Below are 18,558 nucleotides of genomic sequence, written 5' to 3' on the forward strand. Positions count from 1 at the left end.
AGTTTGAAGGAAATAGACGCCTACTGCTTCTGCAGCCGCTTCAGATGTTCTTCCCACTCCAGCGGTAGCAGGTTCTTCTTTTTATTGTTGCAATCCTTACAGGCCGGTACACAATTTCCTTTGGTGCTCTTTCCACCGCGTGCCAGTGGCACCAGGTGGTCAAGTGTCAACTCTTTCGGCGGCACCTGCTGGCCGCAGTAGTGGCAGATCCCCTTGGAAATTTTCGCCTGCCACCAGTTCTGCTTCCGCAGGGCGCGGGCCTTTTCCCGCTCTCGGCGGATCGTCGCGTCATCGACCGGCAAATCAAAATCGATCATCATTTCCCCTTCTATCATTTCAAGCTGCTGATTATTGCACAATTTGTCATTTTATGCGATCTTGCTAAATTGTTTCTAACCACAAAAAAGTGATATTCAGAAGTCAACTATATGAAAATACTTATCATCGGTGCCGGCCAAGTCGGTTATTTCCTCTGCGACCGTCTCTCCCGCGAAGGACATGCCGTCACCCTGGTCGATCAGGATGAAGAGACCATCGAACGGGCACAGGACCGGCTTAACGTCCTCGGTGTTTGTGGCAACGGCGCCAGTGCCGAAATACTGGAACAAGCAGGGATAAAAGATACCGATATCTTCATTGCCGTAACCAATATGGATGAGGTCAACATCCTCGCCTGCCTGCTGGCCCGAGAATACAAGGTCAAAACCCGCGTTGCCCGCACGAAAAGCATCGAGTACACGGGCCAGAAAGCAGTTCTCTCCAAGGAAAAGCTCGGCATCGACCTGCTGATCAACCCGGAAGATGCCGTTGCCGAAGAATTGTTCAAGCTGGCCTGCACTTCGCGCGCCTTCGACGTTGCTGAGTTTGTTGAGGGGCAGATCCACTTCCAGGGTTTCCGCATCACCGAAGACAGTCCGATCTGTAACCTCACCCTGGCCGATCTCGGTGAGCTGCGCGGCATCTACCGTTTTGTTGTCGTCGCCATCCACCGCGGCAAAAACACTATCATCCCGCGCGGGGAAGATTCGATCCAGGCCGGTGACCGCATCTATATATTTGCCCACCAGGACGAATTACCGGCGATCAACTACATGCTGCATGCGCAGAATAAAGAAAAAAAAGGCAGCATGCGCGCCTTCATCCTCGGCGGCAGCAGTATCGGCCTGCAGATTGCTCAGAACATGGAACGGCACGGGATTATCTCCAAGCTGATCGAAAAGAATGAAGAACGCTGCTACAAGCTGGCAGAGGAGTTGAGCAAAGCGGTCGTCATCAACGCCGAAGGGCTGGACCTGCAAACCCTGCTTGATGAGGGGATAGAAGATGCCGACGTTTTCGTTGCCGTCACCGAGAACGATCAGACCAACATCCTCACCTGCTTGCTGGCCAAGCAGCATTCTGTCAAGCGGACACTGGCCCTGGTCAGCCAACCGGAACTGATCGACCTGGCGTCCGAACTGGGGATTGATGCCTGTGTCTCGCCGCGAATGGCGGCAGCGAGCACGATTCTCAAATTTGTCCGTCGCGGCGAAATCATATCCATTACCGCGGTCGAGGACAGTGACTCAGAGGTTCTCGAATTCGAAATCAAGGCGGATAGCGGCCTGGTTGGTGTCCCGCTGAGTGAGCTTCACTTCCCTCGCGGTGCTATTATCGGTGCTATTGTCCGCGGAAATGGCTACGAAATCCCGACTGGCGAGAGTCGCCTGGAAGATGGTGACCGGGTTGTCATCTTCGCCCTGCCGGACGCGCTGCAAAAGGTCGAGAGGTTTTTTTCCTAAATGAACCTGATCCTCACCATGCGGATCCTCGGCGCGCTGCTGCTTTATCTCGGCGGCACCCTGCTGGTCCCGATCCCCTTTTCCCTTTACTATCACGACGGTGCCTGGGTGGCCTTCCTCTACTCGGCGCTGATCTGTTTCAGCAGCGGCGGCATGCTGTTCACCTGTTGCCGCAGCAATAAAGACCTGTCGGTCCGCGAAGGCTTCGCCGTGGTCACCTTCGGCTGGACGTTCTTCGCCCTGTTCGGCGCGCTGCCCTATATCTTCTCCGGCGCTATCCCTTCTCCGCTCGATGCGTTCTTTGAGACCATGAGCGGCTTCACCACCACCGGGTCGACCATCCTCACTGAGATCGAATCACTGCCGAAAAGCCTGTTGTTCTGGCGTTCGCTGACCCACTGGCTGGGCGGTATGGGGATTATCGTGCTGTCGCTGGCGATCCTGCCGATGCTTGGTGTCGGCGGCATGCAGCTGTTCAAAGCGGAAGTGCCGGGTCCGACAGCGGACCGGCTGCGGCCGCGGATTCAGGATACCGCCAAGCTGCTCTGGGGCGTTTACCTGATGCTGACGGCGATGGAAGCGATGCTGTTGATGTTCGGCGGCATGGGCTTTTTCGATGCCGTCTGTCATTCCTTCGCAACGCTGGCAACCGGCGGTTTCTCCACCCGGAACGCTTCAGTTGCCGCTTACGACAGCAGCTACATCGATGGCGTTATCACTCTATTCATGATCTTGGCAGGAATCAACTTCACCCTGCACTTCCAGCTGCTGCGCGGCCGTTTGAGCGAGTTCCACCGCAACGAGGAGTTCCGTTGTTACCTCGGCCTGATCGTCGCTGCGACGGCAATAATCGTCGGCTTCAACTGGTACCACGGCACTTACGGTGAACTGGGAGAAAACTTCCGTTACTCGGTCTTTCAGGTTGCTTCGATTATCACCACCACAGGCTTCGGCACGGCCGACTACGAAACCTGGTCGGTATTGCCACAATACATTCTGGTGATGCTGATGTTCGTCGGTGGCTGCGCCGGCTCAACCGGCGGCGGCATGAAAGTCGCACGTATCCTGCTGCTCTTCAAGCACGCCCAGGTACAGGTTTTCCGCCTGATTCACCCCCGTGCTGTCCGGTTGGTGAAACTTGGCAACCGGCCGGTCGACAAAGAAGTACTGCAATCGATTCTCGGTTTCTTCGCGCTTTTTATCGGGATTTTCGTCTTCGCTTCGCTACTGATGGCGAGCTGCGGTATGGACCTGGTTTCCGGCGGAGCTGCGGTCATCGCTTGCCTCGCCAACATCGGCCCTGGCCTGGGAAGCGTCGGCCCGGTCGACAATTTCGCTCATATCCCCGCATTCGGCAAATCGGTCCTGATTATCTGTATGCTGATGGGGCGCCTCGAACTTTTCACCGTCATGGTGCTGTTCTTCCCATCCTTCTGGCGTAAATAGAGACATTTCCCGCAGAGACATCGGAAAGGCCCGATCAGCTGTTCGCCGATCGGGCCTTCCCCCCTCCGTAACTGGTGTGAGTCACGTTTATTTGTAAGCTTTTCTGAAGTATAGCTGCAGCCTCTGACAAAAACCTGATTTGGTAGAAAAAATTCAAAAATCGATATAAAAAAATCTCAGCATTAGAGATAGGAAAAATCATTTATCAACAATACCGGACAGATAGGAAGAAAGGACAAACTCAGAAAATTCGTATTTATTTCAGCAGAACCAGCTTCAACTGTTCTCCTCCCAGGGTGGTACGCAATAAACGCTGCGACTGGCGGCTGGAAAAGTGGACGAGATGACTCGGGCAGCGGCAATCGCTGGACCCGAAACCGGGAAGCGGATAACTGCCCCCCGGCAAATTATGCAGAGCTGCCGACCAGTGGTGCTCATTATTGACAGCTTGCACGTACCAGAGCATGCGCAGCTCAGCGCAGGAGCGCAGGTAATCGATATGCCAGTGGTAACGATTGACAGGCTTCAAGTGGTGAGAGAGGCGCGCCTTAAGGCCGCCCGGACCGAAGGCGGAGCCAGCATAAAAATACCAGCCGCGGGGAAAAGAGCATGAGCCAAGCTGCCCGACCTGGATCGTCGTACGCCGCCGCAGATAAAGAACCAGCAGATAACTGCCTGGCCCTGGGCAGATACGTTTGCTGAGACCAGGCATTATCGGGCAGTCTTTGTTGCAGGCTGCTCCAGCGGCAACCAGATATCAAACCGGCAACCTTTCCCGGGTTCGGAATCGACCTCAATGCTGCCACGATGGAAATCGTTGATGATAAAATAAACGACCGACATGCCCAGACCTGCCCCCAGCCCAACGTCTCTGGTACTGAAGAAAGGCTCGAAAATACGTTGGCGAACCGCCTCCGCCATGCCCGGACCGTTATCGGCTATCGATAACTTAAGCTGACTGCCATCCTGCTGCAGATCAATGGCGATACAGGCATCCACTTTAGGCGGATCCTCCTGGCCGAGCATCTGGGCACAATTTTTCAGAATATTGAAAAGCGCTTGCTGGATCAGTGCAGGGTCACAATAAATCTGCGGCAGAGGCGTGGCGAAGTTTCTCGTTATCGCGATCTTGCGGAAATCGTAGCCATGGCGAAGGTCGTAATCACTGCTCATCAGCGAAAGCGTATCTTCCAGCAACACCGCGATATCGGCCCGCTCTAAACTCAATTCTGCTAAGCCGGAACTCCCCCGCCCGAACATCTGCAGTTTTTTGACAATCTGCGCAGTTTGATCAGCACCAGCAAGAATGCTGCCTAACACTTTTTGTATCCCACGTTCTTCAAGATAACTTTCCAGCGCCGAAAATTGAAAACCACATTCCTCAGCAACCTTCTGGTTACGAGGCAGCGATGAGCTCAGGCGGTTCTTCAGCACCTGAGTGTTTTGCATGATTCCTGCCAGCGGGTTGTTGATTTCATGGGCGACACCAGCAGCCAGGCTCCCGACTGAAAGAATCTTCTCCGATTGCGCGATCGCTTTTTCAAGGCGCAGGCGCTCCGTAACCTCTTCAAGGCGCAGCACAGCTCCAGGCGAGAGAGTATCGATCGATGGATTGCAGCTCAATTCGAAAACCTGCTGCTCCCCGTCGCGCTCAGCCTGAATGTTTTTCAGCAAAAGATGGTCGCCCTTGGCAACAGCCTGTTTCACTTGCTCCATTTCGATTGGCAACCAGTCTAGAGCCGCAATAGCAGCACAACCAAAACGCAATTTCTCCGCGTCAAACCATTGCTTCGCCCGCAGGTTCCACAACTGCAAGGTACAGTTCTGGTCAACGGCAAGAAGGGCGGAATCGAGCGAATCGATGACATTTCGCAGCAGCATATGCAGATGCTGCAACTCGCGGTCACGGTGGCCGATACGCTCGCTCATCCGCTCGAAAATCATCGATAATTCCTGGATTTCCTGCACCCCGGTTTGTGGCGGGATAACATCCTCTCTCCCCTGCTCAAAAGCCTGAACTGCTTCGGACAACATCACAAGAGGTCGCGCCATTCGTCGATGACCGAAATACCAGACAAACAGAGCAGCTATCGCCAGTGTCGAGAACACGACGACAACCATATCCCTTTTGCGTCCATCGATTTTTTCCAGTGCAACCTGACGGACCCGTTCGATCTGCTCCCCGGAGTCTTTGACGATGACAGTTGTCAACAGCCTGAACTGGGCGCTCAGTTGCGAGCTGGCTGCAACCAGAGAGTCGACTTCGCCTCTGATCTCAAGCATTTCTGCCTGCAATGTCAAAAAGCTCCCTGGCTGCCAACCATATTCATGCAGGGCCTGCCGCAACGGGTTATTAAGAGAGAGAGCATCGATCTGGCTGAACAGGCGCTTCCTGGTGGTATTGATTTTCCTGGCTTCGCCCAGCAGAAGGTCAATCTCGCGCAGTGACTTGCCATACCCCGCCCTGCTCACCATTCTTTCTGCTTCGAGCATCAGCGCCATGAGGTTGTGCATCAACTGAAGTTTTTGCGGATCACCCTCTGCGGCCAACTGCAGGATCTCTTTTTCAACCCCTCCGGTGGCCGTTATCAGTGCCTGGCGAAACCCTTGCCTTTTCTTCTCCTGTTCTACCAGCAGATCGAGGTGCCGCTTCACGGCAAGACTGAGGCGCCCCAGTGCATCGGCAATCTGCCGGTTGATCTGTGTAAGAATCTGAAATTGACCGGGGTCGAGAAAGCCGCTCGCCTCTTCCAACACTTGTTGCAAACGTTCCGATGCCAAAAGGCCAAACTGGGCCTGCCGTTCCAGTTCTTCCCTGCTCCGGGCCTGGGCCATTTTCCCAGCGAGTCCGGCAAGGCTGTTGCTGGCCATCGCCAGGTTACGTGATTTGGCAACACGGGGAATCAGCTCGGTCGACATCTGCTCCATGTCGGAACCCAGTTCATCGTACGAGAGCCAGGCCAGCAAGCAGATCAACAGGGTCAGGCCGAGCAAAACGCCGAAAGCAAGCGACAGGCCTCGGCGGATCGTCAGGTGCTCGACGGGCCGAGGGGCCTTATTGATTGCCGGAGAAGCTGTTTTTATGCCTTGAGTATCATTCATCGTGGAGAGGCAGCATCCTTTTTCCGGGCACGTAGAACGGGGCCGACCAGAGAATCGGTATTGCGCAGCAACTGCTGATAATTTTGCGGATCAGCGAGAAAGTTAGAAAACAGCATCAGCCCCTGCTCAGCAGCTGGTGGGGTGGTTGCTAGGTCGTAATTGAAGACAAAAGATTCTGCATTTTCTACTTCCGCAGCCACCTTTCGCAAGACCGGATTATAGATTTCAGCAGAAACCTTTATGTTCGGAGAGAGTGCCCCTTGCGCCAGCGCCCATTGTTGCTGGCTTTCGAGGTCGGTCAACAGGAATTCAATCAACTGCGCCGCCTCTTCCCTGTGCGGCGCATTCGCCCCCATCACCAGGCCATCAACAGGGCCAACTACGGCTTTTGGCTGTTGTGGATCGATCACCGGAAAGGGGAAAAAATCGTAGTCAGCCTCCGCCGCCAGACCTTTATCGGCCCAGTAGCCGGAAACCCAGGTTCCCATCAAAACCATTCCTGCCCGACCAGCAGCAACCCGGTCGGCGGAGTCCCCCCAATCGTCGACTTTGTAGCCAGATGCAAAGTAGCCCTTCTGCAACAATTCCGCCCATATCCGCATAACCTTTTCGACTTGCCCTGCAGTATAAAGCTCATCCCCGCTCATCAGCTTTTTTCGGAATTCCGGGCCCGCAGTTCGAAGCAGCAGGTAATCGAACCAGAATTGAGCCGGCCAGCGGTTTCGGGCACCGAGGGCCAGAGGAGGGATTCCTGCCTGCTGCAAACGCTGACAGGTCTCGAGGAACTGATCCCAGGTCTCCGGGGGATGGTCGATTCCCGCTTTTTTAAAAACATGAGGGTTATAAAAGAAACCAGCGGCGTGATAGCCGAAAGGAATCAGGTATCGCTGCCCGTTATAGAGGGTGGCCTCGTCTGCCAGAGAAGAATTCACGAGTGCGCTGAAATTGCCCCGCTGCCACAAATCGTCCAGCGGCTCAAGCACGCCGCTATCAACCAGAAACTGGGTCCGCGCGCCTCCCCAATAGCTGACCACACCGGGCAACTGCCCTTCCGCAGCCATCTGCAAAGAAACAGTCTTAAACTCTTCGTGGCCAACAGGGTTATCGACAACTGCAATCTTCCGCTGTTCTGAAAAACGCTCAAAGATCGTCTTGATCCCTGCCCGCCCCATATCGTCGGCAAAGTAGTGTAAAACGGAAACTTGTTCCTTCTGCGCGAAAGCAACTCCCCCGCCACAGAAACTAAGGAAAACAACCAGCAGAAAAACTTTCATTCCAGATGGCAACGTCAAACCTCCGTGATTTCGAGAGGGCTTAAATACAGCTGTGTAAGATTTACAGCCGAGCGACAACACTACATTTTAACAGAAGGATTCCGACGCAAATCGCCTGCAGCAAAAAAATCAGAGTTCTATTCCGGTCAACCGCTGCAGTTCAGCCTTACTGGTGTCGATATCACGATGCCAGATGCCGTGCCAGCCACAGGCGACCGCACCACGCACGTTATCCTCGATATCGTCAATGAACACGGTTGTTTCGGGGTGCAGATCGAAACGGTTGCAAGCTGCCGAGAAAATCGCTGGCGCCGGCTTCATCACCCCAACCTCAAAGGATGCGAGTCGATCATGACAAACCTTATCCAGGCCAAAAGCATCCTGCAGATACTGCCAGTGCAGTTCGCTGGTATTGGAAAGCAGGTAAACACCGCAGTGCTTTTTCAGTACGCCAGCGACTGCCAGCATTTCACGGATTGGTGAAAACAGGTTATTCCAGGCGTTTTTAAGTTCGTCGAACGGCATGGGTTCAGCAAGAAGGCTGTTGATCTGTTGAAGAAAGGCTTCTGTGCTGATTTCGCCATGTTCGTAAGCGATCAGGTCGACATGTTCCAGAAAATCTTCCGGGCCTTTGCAGGACAAACCATGCTGGCGCAAGGTCTCTGCAAAATTATCGTAGCTGAAATCGATCAGCACGCGACCGACATCGAAGACCACATCGGAAACCTGCGCCATGCGTCACCTCACTTTGCTGGAGCACTTACGGTAAAAAACGAAACCCGCAGAGAAGATTCTAACATCTCTGCGGGTTTCGCGCATTTTATGTCAGAAAGACTTACTTGATTGCCCGGCATTCCAGGTAAAAACGTTTCTCGTCCGCTTCGCCCATGGAGAAGGTTTTGCGCGGCAGGGCACCGTCGAAGACGATCGTCTTGAACAGATCGTGCTTGGAAATCGACGGCAGATAAAAACCGGCGCCATCAGCTGCGCTGCCGAGGTCGGTAACCGGCTGGGTGCCGTGGATGTAGTCAACTTTTGCAGCACTGTTTTCAGCCAGGAACTTATCGAGGAAGGCCTGCAGGGTGGCAACCACCAGGGTGAATTCCGGCTTGGCGACCGAGCAGACGCCGAACTGGCCGGAAAAAACAACCGGGAAAGCATGGGCATTGTTCGCTTTATCTGCCACCGCTTCAGCTTCCGCCAGGTCGGCACAGGCGGTGAAAGTCATCGGCGTGCCACGCTCGGCGAAGAAGCTTTCCATTTCGGCTTTAAGCTGTTCGACATCAACATTGAACAGCACCCGGTGGATTGCTTCGAACTCCAGCCCCGGATCATGCACATTCACCAGTTCGACCAGCGCATAACGGGCCGGATGCTGCATGATCGCCTCTTTGTCTACGGCCTCTTCCTTCAACCGCTCCCAGATCGCTTTGGCGGTTGCGAAGGAGTGATTACCGTCGCCCATAGCGTAGAGCATGACGGCATCGTCGACATTGTACTTGGCTTTGTAGGCGCCCGGATCTGCCAGATTTTCCAGCGCAGCGGCGATCTTGTTGATCAGTTCCGGCTGATCGATGCGATAGCCTTTCAGATGCCCGCCGTTCTCCAGCAACTCGAAGTCGTAAACCGTCTCCAGATCTTCGTTGAACAGCGGCTCGATGACGGTGCGCTGGGGATCATCAATCAGCACCATGATGTGCGGCAGTTCGATCGGCGCATTCTCGCGCACCTTGATACGCGGCGGCAGACGGTCGAGAATTGTCCCCTCGGTGGCACGAATCAGGCTCTGTGCCCCCTTGTTGTAATCATATTGATCAAGATCAAGAGCAACGATCAGCCCTTTGCGCGATTCGACTTCGCAGGTTTTTCGATCGATCAGGATAAAACCCTCCTGCTGCTCGACCAGGCTGCCGTCTGCCAGGTAGGCGTCCATTTGCTGGTTGATCGATTTTATCCGCGCCTCGGCATCATCATCTTCCAGGTAAACCTCAGGGAAGATCAGCGGCAGGGTCGATAGCGAACCCTTGGTCTGCTCTTCCAGCCGCTGCCAGTAGGTCCGGTCGGAGGTGTACTGATCGCAGGCGATAACCGCCCACTTCTGCATATCAGTCCCGGGTTTCGGCAACAGAATTTTTGGTACCTGCAGGCCAATCTTCTCAAAATTCATCGCTTTGATCCTTTCAACAGGAAAATAACCAGCGCTAAAAGCAGTTTTTTTCGCGCACATTGGTAACATGTTTCAGACAATTTGAGAACCGGGGAAACCGACTGTGCCGGGCATTTTTTCGCCCGTTTGTGTCTGGGTTTTTCCATCTGGCCGGTGTCGAATTGAACCTGGCGGACAAACAGCAAAGGAGCCGGAAGCTAGATGTAAAAAAAATTCAGCAGCGGATGCGCGAGGAGCTAGCAAAAAAAAGTATCTTCGAGCAGGCCAAAGATTAGCTTCGACTATATCGATTCGGTCTGCAAACGCCCAATTTAACCGGGCGATGAGGCCCTGAAGCAGCTCCGTTTCCAACGAGCCGATGCCGCAAAATCTACAAACAGGCAAAGAGATTCTTCACCGTCTGCACAGCTACGGCTTCCCGGCAGAGAACTGCTGAGAAAAACAGCTGAAACGTTTCGCTGGGCCAAACTTTGTTTTTATTTTTTCAAAACCAATAGCACACCCTCCTTTTCCTGGCTAGTAATCGCGCAACTGCAAACACACACAGCACTCAGGCACAACTCCTGTTTGACAAACAGGAGGCTGCTGCCGTATACCTAATTAGTCAGCATTAGATTGTTGAGCAGACAAGTTTTTATTTTTATCAACCCCTCTAAAATAATGATCTTTCGACGATAACGCGTTCCTCAGGGTTACTGAACGAACGCCTTTACCTGACGTTGCATGCATTTTTCTCAAGATGTATTAAACTTAGTGCTTGTGCGTCAAACAGATTTGATTTTTCTGCCGGAACGCCGGCTTAAATGATGTACCAATGTTCTATTGCTTCAACCACCAACACTCAAGTCAAGAGGAGGAAACAGAATGAAATTTGTCAAATTGATGGCAGTTGCAGTCTGTGCAACCATGCTGATGGTCGGTTTCGCCCATGCGGGTAAGGACCTGGATGCGGTCAAGAAGAAGGGCTATATTCAAGCCGGTGTTAACGGCGGCGTTTTCGGCTTCGGCATGCCGGATGAAAAAGGTGTCTGGAAAGGTCTGGACGTCGATACCGCCCGCGCTGTCGCCGCAGCAATCTTCGGCGATGCCGACAAGGTCAAGTACACTCCACTGACCGCTCAGCAGCGCTTCACTGCCCTGCAGTCGGGCGAGATCGATCTGCTGACCCGTAACGCCACCCGCACCCTGAGCCGCGAAACCCAGCTCGGTCTCAACTTTGTTCAGGTCAACTACTACGATGGCCAAGGCTTCATGGTGCCGAAAAATCTCGGCGTCAAGAGTGCAAAAGAGTTGGATGGTGCAACCGTCTGTGTCCTTCCCGGAACCACCACCGAGCAGAATGCTGCCGACTTCTTCCGCACCAACAACATGAAGATGAACCCGGTTGTCATCGAGTCAACCTCCGAGCTGGCCAAAACCTTCTTTGCCGGCCGCTGCGACGTCATCACCTCCGATGCTTCCCAGCTGGCAGGTACCCGTGCCATCGCTCCGAAGCCGAGCGATTACGAAATTCTACCTGAACTGATCTCCAAAGAGCCGCTGGCTCCAGCCGTCCGTCATGGCGACGACCAGTTCTTCGATATCGTCAACTTCACTGTTCTGGCGCTGATCAACGCTGAAGAACTGGGGATCACCTCGAAAAACGTTGATGAGATGCTCAAGAGCAAGAACCCGGTTATCCAACGCTTCCTCGGTGTCACCGAAGGTAACGGCAAAGCCCTCGGCCTGGACGAGAAGTGGGCTTACAACGTGATCAAGCAAGTCGGTAACTACGGTGAAGTTTTCGAGCGCAATGTTGGTGTCAACACCAAGCTCGGCCTCGAGCGCGGCCTGAACGCTCTCTGGACCGACGGCGGCCTGATGTACGCACCGCCTTTCAAGTAATCTGAATAAACACTCTCGGCCGCCGGAAGCTTGCTCTTCCGGCGGCCGAATATTTTCAGGATTGTTTTTATGTCGGATAATTTGCCACCTAGCACAGAAGCACCCATGCCTTCCAAGCCCCCCTTCTGGCGGGATGAGGAAAAGCGCGCCATCGTCTTTCAGGTGGTCGCCCTGCTGGTTGTCGGCCTGGTAAGCTACTATCTCTATTCCAATACACAGGCCAACCTGGAACGCCAGTCAATCGCAACCGGTTTTGGTTTCCTCGACAAGGAAGCCTCTTTCGAAATCGGCGAATCGATCATCGAGTATTCGGCGGCCGACACCTACCTGCGCGCCTTAGCCGTTGGTGCCCTGAATACGTTGAAAGTCTCACTTATCGGTGTTGTTCTGACCATCATCCTCGGCACCCTGATCGGCATCGCCCGACTCTCCAGCAACTGGCTGATCTCCAGACTTTCCGCGCTCTATATCGAGGTGATGCAGAACATCCCGGTCCTGCTGCAGCTGTTCTTCTGGTACGCCATCTTCTACGAGGCCTTCCCGCCACCGCGTCAGGCACTTAACCCGATCGACGGAGTTTTCCTCTGCAACCGGGGAATGATCTTTGGGGTGCCGGAGGCACATGCAGCCCACCCGGTGATGGGCTGGGTCTTTCTGGTGGTATTGATCGCCGGCTACTTCCTTAACCGCTGGGGGCACAAACGCCAAGACCTGACAGGCCAGTCGTTCCCGGCATTGCGGATTACAGCTGCTGCCGCGATCCTGTTACCAGGGCTTGTCTGGCTGCTCTACGGTGCACCAACGGCAATGGACATTCCCGCACTACGTGGTTTCAACTTCCAGGGCGGCGTAACCGTCAGCCCGGAATTCAGCGCTCTGCTGCTCGGCCTGGTGATCTACACCTCGGCCTTCGTTGCCGAAATCGTCCGCGCCGGTATCCAGTCGGTCGGCAAAGGCCAGATCGAAGCTGCCATGGCGATCGGTCTGCGGCCAGGTAAAGTCCTGCAACTGGTGGTCCTGCCGCAGGCGTTGCGGGTCATCATTCCGCCGCTGACCAGTCAGATGCTGAACCTGACCAAAAACAGTTCCCTGGCGATCGCCATCGGCTACGCCGACTTTGTCGCGGTCACCAATACCATGATCAACCAGACCGGTCAGGCGATCGAAGGGGTCGCTCTGATCATGCTTGTGTTCCTGTTCTTCAGCCTGTCGACCTCGCTGTTCATGAACTGGTACAACAAGAAGATGAAACTGGTGGAGAGGTGATGCCATGAATCAACCTGAAAATCCCACCAGAGAATATCTGGCCGCGCCGGTCAAGAAAGTTGGCGCAGCAGCCTGGTTGAAGGACAACCTGTTCAACAGCTGGTACAACTCGCTGCTGACAGTACTGACCCTGCTGGCGCTCGGCTACATTGTGCCGCCCTTTTTCAAGTGGGCCTTTATCGACAGTCTCTGGAACAGCAGCGCCGATGCCTGTCGTGATATCGAGGGCGCCTGCTGGTCAATCGTGCCGCAGAACATCAAGTTCATCATCCTCGGCTTCTTCCCTGAAGGGCAGGAGTGGCGACCGATCCTGGCGATGATCCTGCTGCTGGCGCTGGTCATCTACTCGAAAGAGAAAAGCCGCTGGAACAAACTGCTGGCCTGGATGTGGCCGGTCGGCCTGATCATCATGGGCACCCTGATGTACGGCGGGATCTTCGGTATGCCGGTGGTCGAAACAGACCAATGGAGCGGTCTGCCACTGACCATGATGCTCTCCTTCTTCGGCATGGTCATGGCCTATCCGCTTGGCGTGCTGCTGGCGCTGGGTCGCCAGTCGAAAATGCCGGCGATCAAAACCCTCTGCGTCGTCTATATCGAGATGATCCGGGGAGTTCCGCTGATCAGCCTGCTGTTCATGTCGTCGATCATGTTTCCGCTGTTTTTGCCGGATGGCATGACCATCGACAAGGTGCTGCGGGCGCAGGTGGCAATCATCCTGTTTACTGCCGCCTATATTGCCGAGGTCGTCCGCGGCGGCCTGCAGGCGATGCCACGCGGGCAATACGAAGCTGCCGATTCGCTGGGCCTGACCTACTCGCAGACGATGCGGCTGATCATTCTGCCACAGGCACTGAAGATCGTCATTCCGCCGACTGTCGGGATTCTGCTCTCCGCCTTCAAGGACACCTCGCTGGTCGTCATCATCGCCCTTTACGATGTGCTCAAGACCACCAAGGTCACCCTACAGAACCCGCAGTGGACCGGCTACTCAACTGAGGCCTACGTCTTCCTGGCGGTGCTCTACTTCATCTGCTGCTACGCTATGTCGAGTTACAGCCGCCGGCTGGAAAAAGAACTGCACACCGGCCACTGATCCGGTGCCATTTATAGATGTGAGACTGATATGACCGATACACAACCGAACAAATCATCCGAGCCGATCATCAAGATTGTCGGCATGCATAAATGGTACGGCGACTTCCACGTACTCAGCGATATCAATCTGGAAGTGCAGGAAGGCGAACGGATCGTTATCTGCGGCCCGTCCGGCTCTGGCAAGTCGACCATGATCCGCTGTATCAACCGGCTTGAAGAACATCAGCAAGGACAAATCATCGTCAACGGCACTGAGCTGACCAACGATATCAAAAACATCGAGACGGTCCGCGCTGAAGTCGGCATGGTCTTCCAGCACTTCAATCTTTTCCCGCACCTGACAATCCTCGAGAACCTGACACTTGGCCAGATCTGGGTCCGCAAAACACCGAAGAAGCAGGCCGAAGAAACAGCGATGATGTATCTGGAAAAGGTTAAAATTGCTGAGCAGGCCAAAAAGTTTCCGGGCCAACTCTCCGGAGGTCAGCAACAGCGGGTGGCAATCGCGCGTAGCCTCTGTATGGCACCGGAAGTCATGTTGTTCGACGAGCCGACTTCGGCCCTCGACCCGGAGATGATCAAAGAGGTTCTCGATGTTATGATCGATCTGGCCGAAGAAGGCATGACCATGCTGGTCGTCACACATGAGATGGGCTTTGCCAAGAGCGTCGCCGACAGGGTCATGTTCATGGACGCCGGCCAGATCGTCGAGCAGAACAACCCGCACGACTTTTTCGACAACCCGCAACATGAGCGAACCAAGCTGTTTCTCAGTCAAATCTTGTAGGTTGACGACAGGGAGTTAAAACAAAAAAGCGGAGTCCGATCGGACCCCGCTTTTTTGTTTGGTCGCTAAATTTTTGAATCAGCCAGCAAACAACCAGGGTGCCTGTTGCCTGCGCTGCATCTCGTAGGTCTCAATCTTGTCAGTTTTCTCCAGAGTCAAACCGATATCGTCCAGCCCATTCAATAAACAGTGCTTGCGGAAGGGATCGATCTCAAACGGAATCGAGATACCATCCGGCAGACCGATTAATTGCTGTTCCAGATCGATTTGCAGTTGGTAGCTGGGGGCTTTTTCCACCGCGCGGAACAGGCTGTCAACCTGACTGCTTTCCAGTTTGATCGGCAGAATACCGTTTTTGAAACAGTTGTTGTAGAAGATGTCGGCGAAGCTGGGTGCGATCAGAACCTTGATGCCGAAATCGAGCAGCGCCCAGGGCGCGTGTTCGCGCGAGGATCCGCAGCCAAAATTATCGCGCGTCAGCAGAATCTGTGCGCCCTGGTAACGCTCCTGGTTGAGGACGAACTCTGTGTTGCGCGGCCGATCGCTGCAATCCATCCCCGGTTCACCGTGATCCAGGTAGCGCCATTCGTCGAACAGATAGGGACCGAAACCGGTCCGTTCGATCGACTTGAGAAACTGCTTTGGAATGATCGCGTCGGTGTCGACATTGGCACGATCGAGCGGTGCAACCAGGCCGGAAAACGTGATAAACTTTTCCATTATTTCACCTCCAGCGAACGAACATCGACAAAATGACCAGTGACAGCAGCCGCAGCTGCCATCGCCGGACTGACCAGATGAGTGCGTCCGCCCTGCCCCTGGCGGCCTTCAAAGTTGCGGTTGCTGGTCGAGGCACATCGCTCACCCGGCTTGAGCCGGTCATTGTTCATCGCCAGGCACATTGAACATCCCGGCTCGCGCCATTCGAAACCGGCGTCGATGAAAATCTTGTCCAGCCCTTCCTTTTCAGCCTGCTGCTTCACCAGTCCGGAGCCGGGGACGATCAGTGCTTGTTTGATGTTATCAGCCACCTTGCGCCCCTTGGCGACAGCGGCGACCGCACGCAGGTCCTCGATCCGACCATTTGTGCAAGAACCGATAAAAACGATATCCGGCTTGATCTGGTTGATCGGCGTGCCCGGTTCCAGCCCCATATATTTGAGCGCAGCCTGCATTCCTTCCTGCTTGACCGGATCGGCTTCCTCTGCCGGAGAAGGCACGCGGTCGGCGATACTGACAACCATCTCCGGCGATGTTCCCCAGGTCACCTGCGGGTTCAGATCGCGGGCATCAATGCGGACAATTTTATCAAATTCGGCATCGGGATCACTTTTCAACTGCCTCCAACTCGCGACAGCCAGTTCCCAATCAGCACCTTGGGGTGCAAAAGGGCGCCCTTCAACGTAGTCGATAGTCTTTTGATCGACGGCAATCAATCCGGCACGGGCACCCGCTTCGATCGCCATATTGCAAACCGTCATCCGGCCTTCCATCGACAGTGCACGGATAGCATCGCCGCCAAACTCGACACAGTACCCTGTTCCGCCTGCGGTGCCGATCCGGCCGATGATAGCAAGGACGATATCCTTGGCGGTCAGCCCTGATGGCAACTCACCGTTGACCTCGATCAGCATGGTTTTCGATTTTTTCTGAATCAGGCACTGGGTCGCCAGCACATGTTCAACCTCCGAAGTGCCGATACCAAAAGCGAGGGCACCGAAGGCACCATGTGTGGCGGTGTGCGAATCACCACAAACCACCGTCATCCCCGGCAGGGTCGCGCCCTGTTCCGGGCCAATAACATGGACAATCCCCTGTCGCGGATCGTTCATAGCGAACATGGTGATGCCGAACTCTTTACAGTTCTTCTCCAGGGTTTCGACCTGCAGACGCGATACCGGATCGGCAATCTCGCTGCTGCGATCATCAGTCGGCACGTTGTGATCAGGCACCGCCAGGTTGGCGTCGATCCGCCGCGGCTTGCGCCCGGCCAGCCTTAAACCTTCGAAAGCCTGTGGCGATGTGACTTCATGCAACAATTGGCGATCAATGTAAAGCAACGCTGTGCCGTCATCATCCTGGTGAACCAGGTGGGCATCCCATAATTTGTCGTAGAGCGTTTTAGCCATTAGCAACTCCTGTAGTTATATTTCCAAGTCAGTGTAAAACAAAAGCACCCACGGAGTCTTTAGCAGAAGAGATTTTTTTACTGTCGTCCCTTGCCGTTTTGCCTGTTAATATTCCCAGCTGAAAACTCTTCTTCTCAACGATGCAACCACATGGAATTTCGAAGAATATCCTAAAGGGGTAACCAGAAAACAATGCAGAGGTGTTTGACTCCACCAAACTTTTGTATACACTTCTTTTATTGTCTTTTTTGATTTTTCAATTTTTATCAGATCGCACATGCGCAGAAATTTTGCGCCTTCCGGACAGATTCAACGTTGACAAAAAACAAGGAGGAGAGATGAAAAGAAGAGCTTTGAGTGTTCTGCTGGCTGTCGCCTTTGTTGCTGTGTCCGTCCTCGCCGCCAACGCTGCGACCAAGATCGGGTTTACCTACATCATGTCGGGGCCCTTCTCAGCTTATGGTCAGTTTGCCAAACAGGGCGCCGAACTGGCGATTGACGAAATCAATGCTGCTGGTGGCATCAATGGCCAGCAGGTGGAAGGATTCTTCGAGGACTCCACCGGCAAGGCCGACGTCGCCCTGCGGGCGATCCGCAAGTTGGTTTACCAGGATAAGGTCGATATGTTGATCGGCCTCGATTCGAGCGGCGTGGCAAAGACCGTCGTCCCCTCGATCGAGCAAATGAAGACCCCGCTGATCATCACCCACGCCGCGACTCCTGACGTGACCGGCAGCGTCTGTAACAAGTACACCTTCCGCATCTCGGTCAACATCGCGCAGAACATCAAGGCCGCCGCACTGCTGGCCCAGGAAACCGGCGCCAAGAAGTGGACCACGGTCGGTCCTGACTACGCATTCGGTCATCAGTCATGGGAGTATTTTGAAAAATACCTCTCCAAATTAAACCCCGAGGCGACCTTTATGGCGAAGGATCAGGTCGCCTTCCCGCCGTTTAAAACCACAGATTTCTCAGCCTACATCACCAAGGTGATGAGCAGCAAGCCGGACGGCGTGGTTATCTCCCTGTGGGGCGGCAACCTGATCGACTTTATCCGCCAGGCCAGCAGCATGGGCTTTTTTGACGCCGACTTCGAAGTGCTCTTCACTCTCGGCGCGGCAACTGAAGTCCTGACCGCTTTGGGCGACAAGATGCCGGAAGGTCTCTGGGTTGGTACCCGCTACTGGTTCCTGGCCAACGACTCAGCAATGAACAAGAAGTTCGCCGCTGACTACGTCAAAAAGTACGGTGCCTACCCCTCCTACAACGCCCACGGTGCTTACAGCGCGGTCTACGCTTACAAGGCTGCAGTGGAAAAAGCCGGTTCGACTGACAAGGATAAAGTCGCCATGGCGCTCGAAGGTCTGAAGCTGGAGATTCCGACCGGGATGATCGAATTCCGCAAGGAAGACCACCAGGCGATTACCGATGCCCATTGGGGTAAAACCGCGGCAGACCCGGCCTATAAGCACCGCATTCTCAAACCGATCAAGATATTCAAAGGCGTGGACGTCACCCCGCCAGTCGCCGAAACCGGCTGCAGCATGTAATAGCATCTCCCCGGCAGCGGTTCACTCCGCTGCCGGGCCATTTATCCGTAAATCAGCTTTTCCACTTACGGAGT

At 54.4% G+C, this 18,558-nt stretch carries 15 protein-coding genes; 7 read left to right on the plus strand and 8 right to left on the minus strand.

The annotated features are described in order from the left end of the window. Window positions 1–20 precede the first annotated feature (20 nt). On the minus strand, window positions 21–317 hold the full coding sequence (locus tag BUB13_RS11640; RefSeq protein ID WP_072909041.1) for an HNH endonuclease: 297 nt from the start codon (window positions 315–317) through the stop codon (window positions 21–23). A gap of 111 nt (window positions 318–428) precedes the next feature. Here BUB13_RS11640 and trkA point away from each other — a divergent pair, with 111 nt between their 5' ends. After that, entirely contained in the window at window positions 429–1,781 is a 1,353-nt protein-coding gene (gene trkA / locus BUB13_RS11645) for a Trk system potassium transporter TrkA (protein WP_072908936.1), read from the plus strand. Beyond that, window positions 1,782–3,227: a TrkH family potassium uptake protein gene (locus BUB13_RS11650; protein WP_072908937.1), complete on the plus strand. Its 1,446-nt coding sequence runs from the start codon at window positions 1,782–1,784 to the stop codon at window positions 3,225–3,227. A gap of 256 nt (window positions 3,228–3,483) precedes the next feature. On the opposite strand, the gene BUB13_RS11655 is transcribed toward BUB13_RS11650, so the two are convergent. The 5 genes from BUB13_RS11655 to BUB13_RS11675 form a co-directional block, all read right to left on the minus strand. After that, window positions 3,484–3,939 (minus strand): GIY-YIG nuclease family protein, encoded by a 456-nt coding sequence (locus BUB13_RS11655; RefSeq protein WP_072908938.1) that lies wholly within the window; start codon window positions 3,937–3,939, stop codon window positions 3,484–3,486. Continuing rightward, on the minus strand, window positions 3,939–6,329 hold the full coding sequence (locus tag BUB13_RS11660) for a HAMP domain-containing histidine kinase (RefSeq protein WP_072908939.1): 2,391 nt from the start codon (window positions 6,327–6,329) through the stop codon (window positions 3,939–3,941). The genes BUB13_RS11655 and BUB13_RS11660 overlap by 1 nt, the downstream gene beginning before the upstream one ends. Then, window positions 6,326–7,615 carry an ABC transporter substrate-binding protein gene (locus BUB13_RS11665; protein ID WP_208610162.1) on the minus strand — a complete coding sequence of 430 codons (1,290 nt, stop codon included), beginning with the start codon at window positions 7,613–7,615 and terminating at the stop codon, window positions 6,326–6,328. The genes BUB13_RS11660 and BUB13_RS11665 overlap by 4 nt, the downstream gene beginning before the upstream one ends. A 117-nt stretch (window positions 7,616–7,732) precedes the next feature. Further along, window positions 7,733–8,338, minus strand: coding sequence for an HAD family hydrolase (locus BUB13_RS11670; RefSeq protein WP_072908941.1), 606 nt, complete (start codon window positions 8,336–8,338; stop codon window positions 7,733–7,735). Window positions 8,339–8,438: 100 nt separating this feature from the next. Beyond that, window positions 8,439–9,770, minus strand: coding sequence for a DUF1015 domain-containing protein (locus BUB13_RS11675; RefSeq protein ID WP_072908942.1), 1,332 nt, complete (start codon window positions 9,768–9,770; stop codon window positions 8,439–8,441). Between the two features lie 864 nt (window positions 9,771–10,634). Here BUB13_RS11675 and BUB13_RS11680 point away from each other — a divergent pair. The 4 genes from BUB13_RS11680 (at window position 10,635) to BUB13_RS11695 (ending at window position 14,805) form a co-directional block, all read left to right on the plus strand. Then, on the plus strand, window positions 10,635–11,654 hold the full coding sequence (locus BUB13_RS11680; RefSeq protein WP_084092052.1) for an amino acid ABC transporter substrate-binding protein: 1,020 nt from the start codon (window positions 10,635–10,637) through the stop codon (window positions 11,652–11,654). Window positions 11,655–11,759: 105 nt separating this feature from the next. Next, entirely contained in the window at window positions 11,760–12,920 is a 1,161-nt protein-coding gene (locus BUB13_RS11685) for an amino acid ABC transporter permease (protein WP_139249369.1), read from the plus strand. A gap of 4 nt (window positions 12,921–12,924) precedes the next feature. Continuing rightward, complete coding sequence (locus BUB13_RS11690) at window positions 12,925–14,016, plus strand: amino acid ABC transporter permease (RefSeq protein ID WP_072908944.1); 1,092 nt, start codon at window positions 12,925–12,927, stop codon at window positions 14,014–14,016. A 30-nt stretch (window positions 14,017–14,046) separates the two neighbouring features. After that, complete coding sequence (locus BUB13_RS11695) at window positions 14,047–14,805, plus strand: amino acid ABC transporter ATP-binding protein (protein ID WP_072908945.1); 759 nt, start codon at window positions 14,047–14,049, stop codon at window positions 14,803–14,805. Between the two features lie 78 nt (window positions 14,806–14,883). On the opposite strand, the gene leuD is transcribed toward BUB13_RS11695, so the two are convergent. After that, window positions 14,884–15,525, minus strand: a complete 642-nt coding sequence (gene leuD / locus BUB13_RS11700) for a 3-isopropylmalate dehydratase small subunit (protein WP_072908946.1) — start codon at window positions 15,523–15,525, stop codon at window positions 14,884–14,886. Continuing rightward, window positions 15,525–16,934: a 3-isopropylmalate dehydratase large subunit gene (leuC, locus tag BUB13_RS11705; protein ID WP_072908947.1), complete on the minus strand. Its 1,410-nt coding sequence runs from the start codon at window positions 16,932–16,934 to the stop codon at window positions 15,525–15,527. The genes leuD and leuC overlap by 1 nt, the downstream gene beginning before the upstream one ends. A 338-nt stretch (window positions 16,935–17,272) precedes the next feature. Here leuC and BUB13_RS11710 point away from each other — a divergent pair, with 338 nt between their 5' ends. Beyond that, the gene (locus tag BUB13_RS11710) at window positions 17,273–18,484 is read left to right on the plus strand and encodes an ABC transporter substrate-binding protein (protein WP_072908948.1); all 1,212 of its coding nucleotides are present in this window, start codon (window positions 17,273–17,275) and stop codon (window positions 18,482–18,484) included. Window positions 18,485–18,558 lie beyond the last annotated feature (74 nt).

The organism is Malonomonas rubra DSM 5091, assembly GCF_900142125.1.
In the GTDB taxonomy this organism is placed as follows: Bacteria; Desulfobacterota; Desulfuromonadia; order Desulfuromonadales; family Geopsychrobacteraceae; genus Malonomonas; species Malonomonas rubra.